Genomic DNA, 16,536 nt, shown 5'->3' with positions numbered 1-16,536 from the left:
CCCTGAACGCCTTCGAGATCACCTTCGACGGCCGCCTGTCCGCCGGACGAAAGTAACCACAAATCAACCGATTACACCGTTAATTTGACAGTCCCCCCCGAAGAGGGGTGGTGATCAACTCGAACAGGTCCTCGATAGCACGGGGATCATGCCGGATCATCCGCTTTGCGATCTGGTTGAAGGCCTCGACCTGGTCTGGCGCCGACGGCGATGCGGGCAAGGGCGGACGCGCTCGGCTGGCTGGCCGAGAAGGCCCAGGAATCCTGAAGCTGTCATAAGCCGCAAAGTAGATCCGGCGCTTTGGTTGGTTCGGGGTTGCAGATGTGTCGGTGTTCGGCGGTGGCGTTGATCGACAGTGTCATTCGCGGTGGCGAATTGGGGGGATGCGCAGTGCCGAAGTCGAACGGGACCAGCCGGGATACAGGGGAAGCCTGCGGGGCTTGTTGTAGCGCCTGGCCAGTTAGCCAAATGTCAGTTATATGGTTGGCGTGTCAGGGAGGTGGGGCTCGAGGGCGCGGTAGAGGGTGGAGCGGCCGATCTCGAGGTGTTTGGCGATGGCGGTGACCGACTCGCCGCGTTTTGCGGCGGCCCACGGCGATGGCGAGGGTGTCGGGGTCCACTGCTGAGGGGCGTCCGCCTTTGCGGCCTTGGGCCTGGGCTGCGGCCAGGCCGTCGAGGGTGCGCTCGCGGATCAGTTCGCGTTCCATCTCGGCGGCCATGGCCGCGACCATGAACAGCATCTTCTCGGCCATGGTCTGGCCGTTGGGTTTGTGCAGGCCGGCGCAGATACCGGTGAGGATGTGCAGGTTGACCTCGCGGGCGTGCAGTTGGTCCTCGAGCAGGACGAGGAGTTCCTTCATCGAGCGCGCGACCCGGTCCGGCTTGTAGATCACGAGTGTGTCGCCGGGCTCGAGCATGGCCAGTGTCGTGCGCAACTTGGGCCGGTCGCCGCGGGTGCTGGCGGTCTCCACGATGACCTCGCGGCAGTCGGCCGCGTCCAGTGCGTCGAGTTGGAGCTGGTGATCCTGTGATCGTCCGGACACCCTGGCGTAGCCGATCCGGACGGTGTTGGTGCGCGCCATCCCCGGATCGTCCCGCAAACTGTGCCGGAACTCAAAGGCGGACACCCGGTTGCGGGACGTATTCCGGGACGGCCTGTCGTGGGCCTTCGCGACAGCGCGACGGTCGTCCCGGATTCAACCGATATCGGGACGACCACTCCAGCTGTCGATATTCGAAGTCGTGTGTACCGATGTTCGAGATCGTGTGTACTGGCCTGGTTTGGGGTGTGGTGAAGATCGACGACTCGGGTGTATCCACGTCGTCAGCGCGTAACTCTTCGTGCCTGCAGAAGGACGAGGGCCGATCGGCGGCTTTCCAAGGATGCAGGCCGGGGTGATCGATGATCTGAACCGCGTCAGAACCTGCGGTCGGCGGGGCGGAACGTCTCGCTCAGTCGGTCGTAGGCGTTGCGCACGTCGGCTGGGATGTCTTCTTGGATGATGTGGCCTTCGCGGGGGTACTCGTCCAGGCGTTTGATCTCGCCCATAGTGATGGCGACGATCGATTTCGGGTGCGGCGCGGCTGTCGTGTCGGCGCGGTTCCCGTATTTCATGTAGTTCTCGAGTGAGACGTCGGCGGCGGGTATGGAGACGTGTTCGACGTCCGGGCACTGTTTGATGAGCGTGCCCCACACGCGGCGTGTGTGGAAGGGAGTGCACACTCCGATTACGGAACTGACGTCGCGGCCGTGCTGCTTGAGCATCTGGACCGAGTAGACCGCGTTTTGGCCGGTGTTCTGGGCGAAGGGTTCCTCGATGATCTGTCTCGGATTGAGGTTCAGCTTCTCTGCGGCCAGCCGGAACTTGGCTGCCTCGCCCCGGTATCCGGAGAACACTACGGGCACGTCACCAAGGCCACGGTCGCGGACCCGGTTCGCGATCACCGACGACCCGCCGATGTCACGGCTACCGAAGAAGATGATGCCCCCGTAGTTTCGTTCCGGATCGAACGCCCACTTGGGGTCGTGACGCAGATAATCCCACACGGTTCCCAGATCCGACATCGCTCGATCGGTGTCCACACCCCGATCCCGCAGTTCCCGCAACCATGTTGTGTACGCGGCTTCGGCGCGTCCCCCGACGACCTGATCGTCGCGGATCAGAGCGCGACCGGCTGAATTGATAGGTATCGTGTTCCTGTGGTCGACGTGGACCAAAAACCCGGCAGACTCCCGGGTCCCACTCGCCAGGTCATGCCAGCCTCTGCTGATGCCGGATGCACCGGCAGTCAGCGCTCGCGCCGTCCGCTCGGCGACCTCTCGCGCAGCGGCAGCCGCTGCCTCACCGACACCTGGCCCGAACGGCTCGGTCACCCTTTCCTTTCGTAGCCATCACGAGCACAACCGACGCTCGATGCTAAACGAGACGAAGACCCAGAAATACCTGGGCAAGAACGGATTTGCGGACGGGGTTTTTGAGCATCGACCGCCAAGGCGACGCCCAGCCGCGCAGTTCGGCACCGGTGTCGCAGCCTGAAGCGAGCGCAGGATCTGGCCGAGGTCGTTGCTCGCCGGACGGGCGTGGACGCTGCTATGTTTTTGTCCCGCAAGCCGATCAGCTCGTTGGCGTCGCCCTGCGTCACAAGACCGGCGGATCCGGTCGCGCGCACGCACCTCCCTGAGGCACCTACTCAGCCACATATCCGCCCGAAATTTCCTGAGTACTACGGTGCCCCACTATACGGCTTGCCTGGCCAGGTCGAGGCGACGGTTCATGTCCAGCAGGAACCGTCCGTAGGGGTTGATGTTGGATCAGAACAGCGCCGACAGGGCGCGGCGCTCGTTGTCTCCCAGAAGAAATCGGAAGAGGACTCATCCCGGATATCGTCGGGTGATCGGGTAAGGTATGCTTCGGATGGGGTATCCGGGGGTTGCGTCCGGCGACAAACGCCTCATACGACTTGACAGTCGACGGGTTCCCAGCAGTCGAGTCGGTCCTCTCCGCTTTCTTCGAACATCCCTGTTTCGTCGAGTACTGTAACAAGCGTTTCGAGCCATGCTTCCAGGCAGGGGTAGGGATATTCCCGGACTTGTCTTGCAGCGGAACTCGACGAGCTGTGCAGGTTTGCCGCCGAAGGCGCCCTGTAGATCGATGCACAGGTGGTCATCGAATATGTTCCAGGAACGGGACCCAATCGGTGCCCCACCACGGATCCTCGAAATCTCGGGGCTCTGTTCGACCCACGTCAGTCGATTCGCTACGAGCCATTGGTCTAGTCGCGCGAGCAGCGGGTGCATACCGAGAATCTACCGACAGAGCATGCGACTCGTCCTTTCAGAGCAGGGGAACCGCTCATCACTGTATCTGCGGGACGCCGCACCCCCGGCGCCTCGCTGCTGGAAAATTCCGATGCGACGACAACAGGTGTGCGACAGTGCGATAACTCGGCGCCGCTGCTCAGTGCGCGACCGAAGATCGGTGCGGTGGCTACGCCCGGCCGGCCCGCACAGGCTGGTACACGACCATGCTCAGGTCCGGGGATCCGATCCTGACGGAAGCTGCTGGTGCAGTGCGCATCAGGTGGTTTGTTTGCTGAGAGTTGTTGTGTTACAAACCAGGACGGCCCGCGCTCGGACGCGTGGTCGTGGCGGGCGCGCCGATGGGAGGCCAGGGTTGCCACTGATGCTGCGGCCAGGCGCTGGGGTTCCGAGGCCGGGTGCGCCGAGGTTCGGCGTGCCGGAAGTACCGGGGGTCGGTGTGCCGCCGCGGGTCGGTGACGGATCAGTGTTGGCGGTGGTGCTCGCCGGTTGGGTCGCCGTGTTCGTGCCGGTGGGCGTCGTCGCTGTCTGATCGGTCTGCGCAGCAGCCGGATTCGTGGAATCCGGACTGGCATTCTGCGGGTTCTGCTCGGAATTCGACGGCTGTGCCGAGGCCATCGCGGCGGGTCTGTCGCCGGGAGTTGTGCTGGTCGGCTGTGGTTGCCTGCCGCGATCCGGGACGGGCATCTGGTCGTTGGGATTGTGTACGGGGTTATATGGTCTGGGTACCAGTGGAACGCCGGAGTCGGCTTCCCTGACCGCGGGATAGAAGACATTCTTGACGACGTTCACGGTGGCATCGCGCGCGGCATCATCGCGGTGCTGGTTCAACTTCCATGTCGGGCCGGGTAACCAACCCGCGGCGCCGCTGGTCCACGTGTGTGCCGGCGCCTCGTACACGGCGGGCCTGGTGACCTCGATGCCCGAACGGATGATCTTCACCTTCTCCGCGACGATTTGCACCGAGGCGATCAGCCCGCTCGACTTGTCGACGTACTCCTTGATCCCCTCCGCGGCGGCCTTCGCCGCCGCCCCTTCCCATTTCCCCGCCATGGCCTGGGTGATTTCCGGCGTGAAACCCCGAAAGCCCTGCTCCAGCCGGTTGCGAATGGACTCCCACCGCTGATGTAGTGCGACAACATCGTTGACCGACATCGCCTGCACTCGCTGATAGAGGTCATCGATATCTTCCGGATTCTTGTACGCGTTCTCCGGAACCTTCGGGGACTGGGTCTGCAATTCGGTTCCACCGCGCATGATTTCACCGATGCGGTTCCGTGCGATGGACGCGTCCGGGCTTTCGTCGCGCGAGCCGCTGTCGGGTGGGCCGGACTTCGACTGTTCGTACAGTGCGGCGCCGACCGCGATCAACAATGGTAGGCCCACGGTATTCCCCGATCAGTTCGACAGATTGCTCGTGTTTTGTGCATTGACCTCGTCTTGGGCGCTGATCCGGTCCACTGAGGTTTGGATCGTGTCGCGCATGAGGGTCAGTATCTCGATGTGCTCTTTCAGTGCTGAGTCGACGTCACCGTCGCCACCGATTGCCTTGGCGCCTAACATCTTCGCCAGCTCGTCCGCGCAGTCGAACTTGCCGAAGCCCCCTACTCGCGCCGCCATCTTCAGATCTTCGCGCAGGGTGACGTAGAGATCGATCTGACGATTGCAAGCATCGCGGCAACCTATTGCGACTGACCGGTCTAGACAGAGACGGCCGGCCTGGGCCTCGTCGGCGAGATACCGTCATCGTGACACCTCTTCACCTATCGACATAGCGAAGCCTTTCCGGTCAGCGCGGAAATGCTGAAACCAGCACTTCTGCAGCGTTCATAGCTCGGTCGCATGGAGGAATGCTCTTCGGTGAAGCGTTGAATACAGTTACTTGCAGTGCACCCTGGATGGCGGAGAAGACTAGATCACAGTCTTCGGCATCCGTATCGGAGGATTTTCGAAAACGAAATCCGTGCCGCCCACTGACATTAATCTCAATGACATCGATATTTTGGGGTTTGTTCTTTATCTCGTCAGCGGAATGGTTTGTGGACCACACCCCGAGAGAATAATCCCATTGAGACGGCTTATCGTGCCAAGAACAGACCTTCCACCCCGGCTCTTCGACACCGGCAACGCCTGATTTCTTCGTAGATGAGACCACGCCGATCTGTTGCAGTTGCTGATCCGAAACTTGCGTGCACGGATCCCAGAGTGCAGCCGTAGGCGCTGAGATGTCAGCTGTCGTGCTCGGAGCAGTCATCCCTCGCGTCTCCGTTCCGCATCCAGCGGCAACGAGCACCACCCCAGCGAGCGCCGCAACCGTAGCCGTCGTCCGTCGTCCCACCGATGCCTCCCGATCTGGGCCGTCAAATAGTCCCTGAGTCTATGACGCACTGAGGCGCGGGTCGGTTCCACCGGATTCGGTCCTGGTCGTGCACCGGGTACTTCCACAGTCTGCCCCGCGACCGGCTTGTGGAACGCCCTCTTCGCGCACCAGGACATAACAGGTCAGGCGTGACGACTCGCGGGAATCGCAGGCGGAACGAGGCATTCGTGGCTCTCAGATATCCGTGCGACACTGCCGCGATTACAAAACTCTCCTTAGGAGCGATGCCCAAAGGCCAGGCCAGACCACCCAGATCGCGACCTCCAGCGTCGCGTTTCCGTCCGTGCACAGTCAAATGGTGGTCGTTAGGCACAGAGCAACAGCCATAACACTATGTTCAGCAATGCAGCGCTCAGGAGGCGAGAGCGCTGGGATGGCGCGGGTCTGGTCCAGCTACGGCGGGAGTTCCGGTGCGGCGACGATTGCTGTTCGACAACGGTTCCTGCTGCCGCTCTCACGCCTGGTGCGAAACCTGCGCCGAACTCGCTTCGCCCACAAGCGCACCCGTCCCTGCCGGCGCTCAGCGATCTGGGTCGCGATGGTCGAGCCCGATCGTCGGATTGCTCGGTTGGTAAGTAGAAGTCGGTGTGCTGCCCGTTTCCATGTGGCGGACTGCCGCGACTTGTGCCGATACCGTGTGGGATGGCTCGAGAGGGTAGCAACGAGATCGGCTTCGTCCTCGTCTGGGATGGTCGCCGGGTCTTGCCGCGACGGATTTCGGATTTCGCAGAACCGGCTGGGCGTCACCCAACGTCATGACCGGCGGTCGCTGTCGTGCCGGCATCGCTCGAGCGTCTGTCGGCCGTCATTTCCGTGACGTCAGCTTTATCTGATCCGGATCAAGGGGCAGGCCGCGGGTTCGGAGTCGGTCCACCACCTGTTGGGTGTATTTGCGATCGGGGCGATAATGTCCGCTGACATCGGTGAGCAGGTCGAGTCTGCCCATGGTGGCCTTGAGGCTCCCGGCGCCGGCGACCGCTCCTCCGGCGGTCAAGCTCGAATGATGAATGTCCGTTCCGGGTAACGTGACCAGCAGGTTCCCTTCATGATCCATAACCCAGATCGCTCTACGTCGCCTGTCCAAGCGGTTACGGCCTGGTCTTCGTGTGTCGAGGAGTTCGCCCTTCGCGTTGTACAGCCGACCTTCGCGAATGTGGACAAGGAACTGCTTCCGTTGTTCTTCGTCGTAGTACCGTATGCCCGGCAGGAGTCGGGGCAGGAGTCGTCCTGGGCGCTCCTCACCGAGGTATCGGCGGTGCATCTCGGTTGTCAGCAGCGGTCGATCCAAGGTGTTTTCGCCCGGCGGGTACAAGCCCTTGGCGCCCAGATCTCCATAGCGGGGCTCATCGTTGATGTCGGGCCCAGCCCTGTTGTGCACATCGAACGCTCCAGCAGAGTCCCGATCGGTGTCGACTACGTGGCGGACGACGCCCAGGTCGAGTGTGCGGGAGTGTCGCTGATAATGTGTGGCAACTGTGCGCGCTCCCTCTATCGCGGCATTGACCACGCGGTGAGCTGCCTCACCTAATGCGCGTAGCAGGGGATTACCGGTAACGTCGTCAACCATCCTAGTTACGACGTCTCATCACTCTGCTCACAGGCATCTTTCTAGCAGGGTAGCTGGAGACGTTGTCAAGCCCCCTGGATCAGAGATTTCGGGCGGCCTCCTCACGTAGTACGACTCGGTCAGCCGGGCATCATGTCGGCCGGCAAGTCCCTTGCCCGCTCTAGATCGGTGACGGCCATCACCGCCCGGCCGCGCACCCTCGTGTGCGAGCCGAGCGTCATCGGGTTCGGTGGGGTGCGTTCGGCGGGAGTCGCAGGGGGCCGGATTTCCACGGCCGAGCGGCAGCCGCTGCCCGAAAACCCGGCCACGCCAACAACTCCCGCCACCGAACGTCACTAGATCGAGCAACCAGCCGAAGCGCTCACCTTCACTGCCGCCATAGGACATCCCACGGCGCCGAAAACTTGTCGCTTCGGTGTCGGGAGGGTGCGTCCTTCCCGACGTTCACATGTCCGGATCATCCTCCCGCCGGTCAGCGGCAAGCCGTTGCTCCGTGCCTGGCCCACCGATACGCCGACGAGTTCCGGCGGGTTCCGGCGCTCCGGCGCAGGTGATGATCGATTGCACAACGGTGCTGACGTACGGACGGAACGTATCGCGTGGTGGGACGACCCATCGTCGATATCCGGTGTTCTCGTCGCCGGGGGAGGGCAGCACGATCTCGCCGCCGTCCGGGACGATCGTTGCGGCTGCCCGCAGTAGCGCGATGAAGATGTCGCCGTCGCTGGCGAGTGTGTTGTGATCGGGTCTGGTGAGGAGCGTCCAGCGGCCGGAACCGTGGCCGATGACGGGTCCGAGTAGGTATTGCTCAGCGAGGTCGGCGTGGACCGATCTGCCCAGCCGTTCAGGGACGGATCGACGAGCATCGCAAGGGGATCCATGACATCCTCGCCAACACGGCCGCTATCGCCGGGTTGCTGGCGGCGGTCACTCCGCCACCGATCGACGCAATAGCGTTAGGGGTGGCGCTCGTCGCGGGGGCTGGGGCGCTCGCGCTCGACCTGACCGATGCGGAGATGAGGAACGATCTCCTGCATGGCAGCTTGCCGGAGAAATTAAGTGCTGGGATGACGATGTCCGGCGACGCGTTGGGTTTGATCCCCGGTGCGGGAGCACTGGGCAAGGTCGGGAAAGTGGCAGCACTCGGTGATGCTGTGGGCGACGTGGGCAGACTCGAGGGCATGGCGCGCGCATGGACCGAAGCGGCGCACAACCCCGGAATCGTCGATAAGTTCGTGACAGAACACAACATCGGCAACGTGACAGACGTCCTGAACAACACGGGACTGACGTCGGGGACGCACCGGTTGCTGCAGCTCACCGGGGTGGAAGGAGCGCACGGCATTCCCGATCCCGCTGTCGCGCTGACTGTGTTCAAAAGGGCACAAACGTCCATAACGGGACTTGTCGGTTCAGGTATCGAGGGACTGATTTCATGATGAATTCGACGAGTCCCGGCCCCAGGCGCATGATCGCGGCTGACATACCAGCGGGATATCATGACATGCCGCTGTCCGATATCGACGGCATAATGACAGTGTCGGAATCGGCAATCAGGGCAGTAGTCGCCGACGATCTGAAGGAATGTGTACCGCAGTTGATCGGGACACTGAAGTACCTGCTCGAAACGTTGGCGACAAAGAACGCTGTATATTGCGGGATCGGCAGACATGTTTCCATCGACGGCCAACCCGCAACCTCATGGCTCACGATTTCGTCATTGAATTATGGCGCAGCACAGAATCCGCGCCTGGTCGTTCGTGAACTCGCGCAGTCGAGATTATCGGAGGAAATTCCGTGGGTTGTGGAGCCTATTGATATCGCCGGGCGTCCCGCGCTGCTCTCCGAGAGTATACGAACCTATCCCGCACCGGATATCCCAGCTGCGCGGGCAGAAGGCGATAACGTCTCGCCCTTTCAGATCGAGGTGCTGCTGCCGTCGGAGGACGGTACGAGTATCGCCGCGGTCGAACTCTCGACGGCCTCGGTGTCGCACGGTCCCGAGTATCGCTCGATGGTATTGGCGATGGCCGCATCACTCGAATTCAGAGCGTCGGATTCCGGATCGGGGAGTCTGGATCTATGACAGCTGATGTCGGCAGTGGCTTGAGCGAGCAGGCCGAATCCGCTGCATGTACCTCGACGCGTGCTTCGGATTGGCCGGCTACCAGGGCTGAGCTGCGGAAAAATACCGCCTACAGCTGGGCTGTTCTGCTGGTCGGCTTGATTTGTATGCCGGTGACCGTTGCGCTGCTGAACCTTTACGACAAGCCTGGTACGCATGGCTTGCGCAAGCTCGGCTCGCTCGCCGCCCAAGTATCGGGTGTCGTATCCATATTGGGCACAATTTTCGGGATTGTCGTTGTCTGGATGAATCACCGACGCAGGAGGGTCTTACGCCGTCATCCGTGGACTCTCCGGCGCATCACCTATATCAGAGCGGGTAGGTACGAATGGGTGACTCTTCTCGGGCAGCAGGGTGAGATCGGTTCGACGCTACTTCTCAGCACATGGACGAAGGATATCGGAAAGCTCGTCGACCACAGCACTCGGGAAATCTGGTTCGCGGGTGATCCCCTCGAATGTGGAGTGATCTCCAGGCGGGGCGGAGCCGACCTCGGATTCGCATACGTATCACGTCGGCGAAAACCCACGCAATACGCATTCAATGCTCCTTCTTCGACTGATGCTCGCAGATCGGTGCCGGCAGGGAGTTTCGACTCGACGCGAGACGGGCGCGGTCACGTGCTGATGCGGCCCGCGGCCGCGGCGGCGGATGCAGATCGCCACGGCCGCGAGGGTGACCCGAGGTATCCGTCGCCTCGCAGGCTGCGCCGAGCACTCGCCTTCGCGATCGACTGGGCATTGCATTTCGGAATAGCCGCGGCGATCCTCGTTCTGGGCAAGGGCAATATGCCGGCTTTCGGCGGCATCGCCGTCGGAGCGTGGCTGGCAAGTTCTTTCGCTGATCGAGTCCTCGTCCAAGGAGCATGGCATACCACCGCCGGGAAGGCTCTCTTCGGTCTATGCGTGATGCGCCCTGACGACGGCACTTTCCCGTCGTACGGCCGACTGACCAGAGTGTGGTTCATGGACTTGTATTTCGCTCTGATTCTGCCCCTGGCGCTGCTCGGAGGCGACGGGCCGAGTCCGGACCGCCTGAGCGACTACTTCCTGCCCCGCAGTACGAAGGCGTGATCTCATCGCACAGCCAGCAGGGCACCGGTGACTTCCGGACGAAGGCCGTAGAACACCCCGGAGGGTTTATGGCCATTCTTGTCCCAGCGCAACCTGCACCGGGTCGGGCAGATGCGGCCCGGTGGGTAACGCTTCCAGGGCTCGATGGATTCGCCGGAGGTGCGGTCCGAGGTCGGCGATCTGGGATACGGCTTCGGTTCGGGCGGTCGCGATCCGACCAACCGACCGGGTCGTGGTCACACGTGTCGCGATTGCCATCCAGCAGCGCAGCGAGACATCTGAAGGCACTGTGCGACAACGTATATGCTGCGTCGAACTCGGCTGCGCGAGCGGTCCCGGTAGCTCTGAGCTTCGTGGAACGGCGCGTGCCGAACTCCGTTCGACCGGGCGAGTGGTACCTGAGGCTGTCGCAGAATTCGGAGGGAACCGATCAGCCCCGCACTGCGTCAGAACAGATGAAAGAACGACGGCGAAGGCGGTCGCTGTGTGATCGGCGCAGTGTCAGGCTCTTCGGCGGGTGGTCGATTGTGGGCAGTCGCGAAATGGGAGGTGTTGTGGCCGAATTAGATCCGAGCCGTGCTGCGGAGAGCTTTGCGCAGCTGGCAGAAGATTTCGAGCGCCGGGCCGGGCGGTTTCAGCAGTTGCAGGAGCGGATGACGGCGCTCACGATCACCGAGTCCAGTGGGGGCGGTCGTGTGAGTGTCACCGTGGACAGCAATGGTGTTCCGACTGCGATCAACCTGTCAGCGAGGTCGCGCGGGCAGGATCCGGCGGTGCTGTCCGCCGAGATCATGTCCTGTATGCGACAGGCACAATCGACATTGCGTACGCAGGTCACCGAACTCGTGCAGCGCACCGTCGGCGCGGACGAGGCGGGTGCCGCGATCATCGATCAGTTTGCCCAGCGGTTTCCCGATCCAGAGTCGGACCCGGTCGCACCGTCCGAGTACTCCGCATCGCCGTCGTCGGGCAACACCCCACCATCGGCACCGCCCGCATCCTCCCCGGCGCAGCCGCCGACAGCTTCGGAATCGAGCCCGTCGCGGCCGCGCGATCGCAAACCTGACCGCGACCAGATCGTCGTCCCGGATGAACCGGACGCGGACGACGAGTACTACAACCGGAAGTCTTGGCTGATCTGACCATGGGCAATCCTGACGCGATCTCGGTCGATCCCGAAGAAGTCCGCAATCACGCGACGAACCTGCAGAAACTCATGCACAGCTTGACGCTGTCGCTCGAAGCCGCCAGCTACCTCGGCGCCGCAGACGATGGTTTCGGAGCGATCCCGCGGCCCTGGGTGAAGATGGTGCTGGACGACGATCACCGAAACACCATCGATGTGATCCGCAAACTCGCCGAGGACGTAGCGGCGTTGCCGGACAAACTCATCACCGTCGCGACGACATTCGACGACAAGGACGGCGCCTTCGGCGCCTCGCTGACCGAACTGCACGGGAGGATCGCCGACGCGTCCGGAGGTTCCAAGTGAGCACGCAGATCGGTAACTGGATCAACGAGAACACTCCCGGCTTCGACGATCGGAAGAAGCCCGAGGGCAACCCGCTGATCGCCGACGGGACCGACTACCGGGACGAGTACTTCCAGGAGACCGTCTTCTGGCTGCATGACATCGGTCTGAAACGGGATGAGGAGACCGGTCTCCCCGGATTCTTGTCCGGCACCATTGCGGGTGACGCCTGGGAGGCGTACGCGAATCTGCGGAACGCCAAAACATTCGAGTCGATCATGGGTGGCATCGAGGTAGGCGCGACCGCATCCGACGCTTGCTACGATCCATTCGGGTTCGCGGGCGACCTGATCGCCGGATGGATGCTCACGCACGCCGAGCCGTACCGGAAAGTTCTGGACGCGTTCGCTGGAAACGACAAGATGGTGCAGGCGTACTCCGAAACCTGGGGCAGGATCGCCCAAGAGCTGACCGGCATGAGCGTGACGTGGCAGTCGGGGGTCGAGGCCGATATCGCGACGTGGACCGGTAAAGCTGGCGACGCCTACCGAAGCCGTGCCGGCGATCTGATCGATCAGATCGCTGGGGCAGGTGGGGTAGCGGCAAGTCTCGGCGAGACCATGGAAATCGTGTCGAAGATCGTCAAGGCGTTCCGAAAACTGGTGCAGGACATCCTGACCAGTTTGGTAGGGGCGCTGATCGGGTACACCATCGAGCTCGCCTTGACCGCGTGCACCGCGGCCCCCCATGTCGTCAGTGCGGTGCTGCTCAGATTCGGGCGCGACAGTATGAAAATCTCTGCGTTGCTGGTCGAGATGGCTGGAGCTTTCAAGGATGTGCATGCGCTCGCCCAGGCTGTTACCGCTGTCATCTACGCCGTCCTGGGTAAGCAGAACCAGCCCGCGCAAGCGTGACATCTGCGTTGAGCGGTTCGCACGGGCAATTTCTTGCGAATCGCCGGCGCCTACTGAGGAGTGACTGCACATCGTGAGCAATGAGCAACGGCCGAACGCACATGTCGGCGCCCCCGAGAACCGGTCATGCGCGTCGCCGCCACCGGCTGGGCACGCGAGCGTCGGTGGTCCGCCACAGCCGCACGAATACGGCGGACCGATGCGGAACAACACATTTCAACCACAGCCGCCCGGTGCGCCCGAGGTCTACGTCTATCGCGGCACGGCTCATTACGTGCCACCGCCACTGCGCACCGTCGGGATGCCGAGACTTCGGTTCGCGCAGGACGCCGAGCGATACCCGGTAGACGCTTATCGGCCTGAGCCAGGTCGAACCGGAATTATGGTCTACGCCTCCTACTTCCGGTGGTGGGTCCTAGCGCCCGCCTACGCGGCGGCCGGGCCGCGAATTTACGTGAACGGCAATGAAGTACCGAACACATCCTGGGGCGTCACACACGTACCCGTCATTCCCGGGCTCTACCGTGTCGAAGTATTGACGCGGCGACCGCACTGGTTCTTCCGAATCTTCTTCAAGTCGTGGTATTCCGATATGGGACCAGCCGAGACGGTCGTCCCAGTCGAACCCGGATATCAAACACAAGTCCACTATCGCTCTCCAGGGTTCCATCTCCTGCCAGGCGCGATCGCCCCGCACCCCCCGAGGTGGCCGGGACTGAACTGGATCCGCTTCAGCTGGGTGGTCTTCGGCGCGTTGATCGCTCTGATGGTGTTCGGGGTGGTGATGAACATCCTCGACTGAGCCGCCATTGTCGAAGCGGCATTCGGCCAGGCGGGTTGGACGCGTCGACATGCCTGCCGCCGCCCGTGCGCGACAGCCTGTGGTGCGCGGTATTCAGGCGGTGACACGCGTGGAAGCGGCACCAGTGGTCCTTCTTCGATGACGTCGCGGCAGCGGATGCTGGATTGACGTGCACTCAGGACATACCGTCGGCGACGGCGATGAGCTAGCCGACCCGCAGATCAACCAGTGCGCACCTATCGCTGCGTTGCCGGAGCGCCGATTCACCTGCGCGGGACATGCAGGCGTTGACCGGGAACGCAGGAGAGACCAGCTACGGCGGGACTACGGAGGGCGCTTGGGGCACGGCACATCCGACACGGCGGCGCGAGCGCGACCCACGGTCGGGAGAGCAGCGGTAAGGGTCGCCGAGGATCTCGACCGTCCCGCCATCACCGGCGACGGCGGTTTCCGCGACCTATCTCGGCGTCCGACATGACGATGTGGCCACCGGCCCTGGTGGCCACGACCGCGATCGTTCCCGGTGGCGGAATCGCCGATCCCGGCTAAGATCCTCGGTCGAACCTACTGGTCGGTTGGCCGATGGTTGGTGTCGGTAGGTGAGAAAGGGACCGTGCACACGCTATGACCACGCTCCAGCGAACGAAAATTGCCCCCGGGCGCCCGCCCCTAGTCTCTGGAAAACAGCCGCTCGTCGGTCATCTTCCCGAATTCCTCTTGGCGCCCGAGCGCGTGCTCTGGCGCGGTCAGCGCCAACATGGCAATATCTTTCAGCTCGCTGTGCCGGGTGCCGATGTCGTCGTGTTACTCGGCAAGCGCAATAGTGAGTTCTTCTTCAAAGAAACCGACAAGCGCCTTTCGATCGCGGATGCCTACCCCTTCTTCACCCGAATGTTCGGCTCCGAATTCTATTTCATGGGCAGCGTCGAACAATGGAAGAAGCAGCGTGACGTGGTCCTTCCTCGATTTCAGGGAGGGCAGATCGCCGACTACATTCAGGTCATGGACCAGGAAGCCGCTCGCTTCGTCGAATCACTGGGCGACCGAGGCGAATTCAATCTGACCGAAGAGTTCGGCGTCCTGGTCATGCGCATCGCGGCCCACGCCTTTTTGGGGCCGGCGATCGCCGACGATCTGGTGGCCGGCGACTTCTTCGAGGAATTCCGTAAGTTCAGTATGGGGATGAGCTTCTTCCTCCCCGACTGGCTGCCTGTTCCGCGTACCGTCAAGAGCAATCGAGCTCGTGACCGGCTACGGCAGTCGCTCGGCGAAATGATTCAGCAACGGCGACGCGCTCCGATCGATCCGCCGGACTTCTTGCAGCATCTGGTCGAATCCGTCTATGCCGATGGCACCCGGGTGCCCGACAATGTCCTGGTCAATTTCGTGCTGATGTTCTGCTGGGCCGGGCACGAGACCACCACCGGGCATTTGTCGTGGGCCTTGGCCGATCTCATCGAACATCCCTCGGAACTCCGTCGTGTGCGGGCCGAGGCCGAGCACTTGCTGGCCGCCGACCAGGTGGATCTGAGTGGGGTCAGAGGCATGCGCTTCACTTATGACTGCCTGCACGAAACCGAGCGTCTGCACCCGGTGGCCTATATCCTCGCCCGGCAGGCGCAAGAAGAGTTGGACATCGACGGCTATACGATTCCGCGCGGAGCGTTCGTCTTCACCAGCCCCGCCATCAGCCATCGACTGCGGGAGACCTATCCGGAAGCGACCGAGACCTACTGGCCGGACCGATACTCCCAGCCCGGTGGCAGGTCGGCCCGGGGTTCGCTCATCGGCTTCGGCGCGGGCGCGCACCGTTGCCTGGGTACGCATTTCGCCTATCTGGAAATGCAGATCATTGTGGCGCGACTGGTCGCGGAATTCGAATTGGAGCTGGTGCACGGCATGCCGAAGCCGATGTCCGGCGCGGGCACCACCAAATGGCCCGCCAACCCGTGCGCCGTGCGGTACCGCCGCCGAAGCTGACCGATCCCGCCAGGCGTAGAGCGCATTCGACGAGACACAGGACGTATCGACGTGAAAAATTTCGCGGGCAAGACCGTGGTCATTACCGGCGCCGGCGCGGGCATCGGCCGATCCATGGCGGTGGAACTGGCGCGCCAAGGGGCCCGGCTGGCGTTGTCCGGCCGAAGTATCGCCAATGTGGCCGAAACCGCCGCGCTCTGCGAGAAGGAAGGCGCGAAAGCGCGTGCCTATCAGGTCGACGTCACCGATCGCGCGGCCGTATTCACCCATGCCGATCAGGTGCTGGCCGATTTCGGCGCGGTGAATCTGGTCGTCAACAATGCCGGGGTCTCGATGACTGCCAATGTGGCGGAGCTGGACATCGAGGATTTCGAATGGATTGTGAATATCAATTTCTGGGGCGTGATCTACGGAACCAAGGCCTTCCTGCCGCACGTGATCGCCTCCGGTGACGGGCATATCGCCAATATCTCGAGTATGTTCGGCCTCGCCGCTTGCCCCAGTCAAAGCGCGTACTGCGCGACGAAATTCGGTATTCGCGGCTTCACCGAAGCTCTCCGGCAGGAGATGAAAATCGCCGGCCATCCGGTGGGTGTCAGCAGCGTGCATCCCGGGATGGTCAAGACGGGAATCGCCTGGAAAGCACGCGCCGGCAAGGACCATGACCGCGATGCCCTGGCAGCCAACTTCGACCGGCTGGCGAAGACCTCCCCGAATTCAGCGGCAACCACCATCATCGATGGCATTCGGAAAGATCGCGCGACCATCTTGGTGGGCGCCGACGCCAAAGTGATCAACTGGCTTCCCCGACTTTTCGGGTCCGGATATCAGCGCATCATCTCCGCCCAGATGAAGAACCACGTCTAGCACTTCGGCTGTAGTTCGTCCGTCGGCCATCGCCCGAT

At 62.5% G+C, this 16,536-nt stretch carries 17 protein-coding genes and 1 pseudogene; 10 read left to right on the top strand and 8 right to left on the bottom strand.

The features are described from left to right. Positions 1 to 475 precede the first annotated feature (475 nt). The 7 genes and pseudogenes from AB0B25_RS08520 to AB0B25_RS08490 all read right to left on the bottom strand — a co-directional run bounded on the left by AB0B25_RS08520 (position 476) and on the right by AB0B25_RS08490 (position 6,693). Positions 476 to 556 carry a hypothetical protein gene (locus AB0B25_RS08520; protein ID WP_357176453.1) on the bottom strand — a complete coding sequence of 27 codons (81 nt, stop codon included), beginning with the start codon at positions 554 to 556 and terminating at the stop codon, positions 476 to 478. Between the two features lie 94 nt (positions 557 to 650). Beyond that, a pseudogene (locus AB0B25_RS08515) lies at positions 651 to 1,082 on the bottom strand (recombinase family protein); the annotation flags it as partial. A gap of 335 nt (positions 1,083 to 1,417) precedes the next feature. Then, entirely contained in the window at positions 1,418 to 2,083 is a 666-nt protein-coding gene (locus AB0B25_RS08510; RefSeq protein WP_357176426.1) for a YdcF family protein, read from the bottom strand. A gap of 1,494 nt (positions 2,084 to 3,577) precedes the next feature. Then, positions 3,578 to 4,705 carry a hypothetical protein gene (locus tag AB0B25_RS08505; RefSeq protein ID WP_357176424.1) on the bottom strand — a complete coding sequence of 376 codons (1,128 nt, stop codon included), beginning with the start codon at positions 4,703 to 4,705 and terminating at the stop codon, positions 3,578 to 3,580. 12 nt (positions 4,706 to 4,717) lie between these two features. Continuing rightward, on the bottom strand, positions 4,718 to 4,939 hold the full coding sequence (locus tag AB0B25_RS08500) for a hypothetical protein (RefSeq protein ID WP_357176423.1): 222 nt from the start codon (positions 4,937 to 4,939) through the stop codon (positions 4,718 to 4,720). Between the two features lie 169 nt (positions 4,940 to 5,108). Then, positions 5,109 to 5,612, bottom strand: coding sequence for a DUF3558 domain-containing protein (locus AB0B25_RS08495; protein WP_357176451.1), 504 nt, complete (start codon positions 5,610 to 5,612; stop codon positions 5,109 to 5,111). A gap of 892 nt (positions 5,613 to 6,504) precedes the next feature. Further along, positions 6,505 to 6,693 carry a hypothetical protein gene (locus AB0B25_RS08490; RefSeq protein WP_357176421.1) on the bottom strand — a complete coding sequence of 63 codons (189 nt, stop codon included), beginning with the start codon at positions 6,691 to 6,693 and terminating at the stop codon, positions 6,505 to 6,507. A 159-nt stretch (positions 6,694 to 6,852) separates the two neighbouring features. On the opposite strand from AB0B25_RS08490, the gene AB0B25_RS08485 reads away from it, so the two are divergent. Beyond that, positions 6,853 to 7,227 (top strand): hypothetical protein, encoded by a 375-nt coding sequence (locus AB0B25_RS08485; RefSeq protein ID WP_357176419.1) that lies wholly within the window; start codon positions 6,853 to 6,855, stop codon positions 7,225 to 7,227. 158 nt (positions 7,228 to 7,385) lie between these two features. Here the strand turns inward: AB0B25_RS08485 and AB0B25_RS08480 are convergent, their stop codons facing one another. Beyond that, positions 7,386 to 7,574: a hypothetical protein gene (locus tag AB0B25_RS08480; RefSeq protein WP_357176417.1), complete on the bottom strand. Its 189-nt coding sequence runs from the start codon at positions 7,572 to 7,574 to the stop codon at positions 7,386 to 7,388. Positions 7,575 to 8,228: 654 nt separating this feature from the next. On the opposite strand from AB0B25_RS08480, the gene AB0B25_RS08475 reads away from it, so the two are divergent. The 9 genes from AB0B25_RS08475 to AB0B25_RS08435 all read left to right on the top strand — a co-directional run bounded on the left by AB0B25_RS08475 (position 8,229) and on the right by AB0B25_RS08435 (position 16,498). Then, positions 8,229 to 8,705, top strand: coding sequence for a hypothetical protein (locus AB0B25_RS08475; RefSeq protein WP_357176415.1), 477 nt, complete (start codon positions 8,229 to 8,231; stop codon positions 8,703 to 8,705). A 65-nt stretch (positions 8,706 to 8,770) separates the two neighbouring features. After that, complete coding sequence (locus AB0B25_RS08470) at positions 8,771 to 9,352, top strand: hypothetical protein (RefSeq protein WP_357176413.1); 582 nt, start codon at positions 8,771 to 8,773, stop codon at positions 9,350 to 9,352. Positions 9,353 to 9,966: 614 nt separating this feature from the next. After that, on the top strand, positions 9,967 to 10,464 hold the full coding sequence (locus AB0B25_RS08465) for an RDD family protein (protein WP_357176411.1): 498 nt from the start codon (positions 9,967 to 9,969) through the stop codon (positions 10,462 to 10,464). Positions 10,465 to 11,018: 554 nt separating this feature from the next. Continuing rightward, entirely contained in the window at positions 11,019 to 11,606 is a 588-nt protein-coding gene (locus tag AB0B25_RS08460; RefSeq protein ID WP_357176409.1) for a YbaB/EbfC family nucleoid-associated protein, read from the top strand. Then, positions 11,594 to 11,956 carry a hypothetical protein gene (locus tag AB0B25_RS08455; RefSeq protein WP_357176408.1) on the top strand — a complete coding sequence of 121 codons (363 nt, stop codon included), beginning with the start codon at positions 11,594 to 11,596 and terminating at the stop codon, positions 11,954 to 11,956. Before AB0B25_RS08460 ends, AB0B25_RS08455 begins: the two co-directional genes overlap by 13 nt. Beyond that, positions 11,953 to 12,849 (top strand): hypothetical protein, encoded by an 897-nt coding sequence (locus AB0B25_RS08450; RefSeq protein ID WP_357176406.1) that lies wholly within the window; start codon positions 11,953 to 11,955, stop codon positions 12,847 to 12,849. Before AB0B25_RS08455 ends, AB0B25_RS08450 begins: the two co-directional genes overlap by 4 nt. Before the next feature lie 199 nt (positions 12,850 to 13,048). Then, entirely contained in the window at positions 13,049 to 13,651 is a 603-nt protein-coding gene (locus tag AB0B25_RS08445) for a hypothetical protein (RefSeq protein WP_357176405.1), read from the top strand. A 624-nt stretch (positions 13,652 to 14,275) separates the two neighbouring features. Further along, positions 14,276 to 15,631, top strand: a complete 1,356-nt coding sequence (locus tag AB0B25_RS08440) for a cytochrome P450 (protein ID WP_357176403.1) — start codon at positions 14,276 to 14,278, stop codon at positions 15,629 to 15,631. Between the two features lie 51 nt (positions 15,632 to 15,682). Further along, a complete protein-coding gene (locus AB0B25_RS08435; RefSeq protein WP_357176401.1) occupies positions 15,683 to 16,498 on the top strand; it encodes an SDR family NAD(P)-dependent oxidoreductase in 816 nt (271 codons plus the stop codon). Positions 16,499 to 16,536: the final 38 nt, after the last annotated feature.

It is taken from the genome of Nocardia sp. NPDC049190 (assembly GCF_040648115.1).
Classification (GTDB): Bacteria; Actinomycetota; Actinomycetes; order Mycobacteriales; family Mycobacteriaceae; genus Nocardia.
Note: the sequence above shows the minus strand (reverse complement) of the source record. Positions and strands in the feature narration are given on the sequence as shown.

What these genes read in the sequence shown, in the direction of transcription:
- AB0B25_RS08440 (WP_357176403.1), top strand. Translation starts at nt 14,276, where the DNA reads ATGACCACGCTCCAGCGAACGAAAATTGCCCCCGGGCGCCCGCCCCTA.
- AB0B25_RS08500 (WP_357176423.1), bottom strand. Translation starts at nt 4,939, where the DNA reads ATGGCGGCGCGAGTAGGGGGCTTCGGCAAGTTCGACTGCGCGGACGAG.
- AB0B25_RS08470 (WP_357176413.1), top strand. Translation starts at nt 8,771, where the DNA reads ATGCCGCTGTCCGATATCGACGGCATAATGACAGTGTCGGAATCGGCA.
- AB0B25_RS08445 (WP_357176405.1), top strand. Translation starts at nt 13,049, where the DNA reads ATGCGGAACAACACATTTCAACCACAGCCGCCCGGTGCGCCCGAGGTC.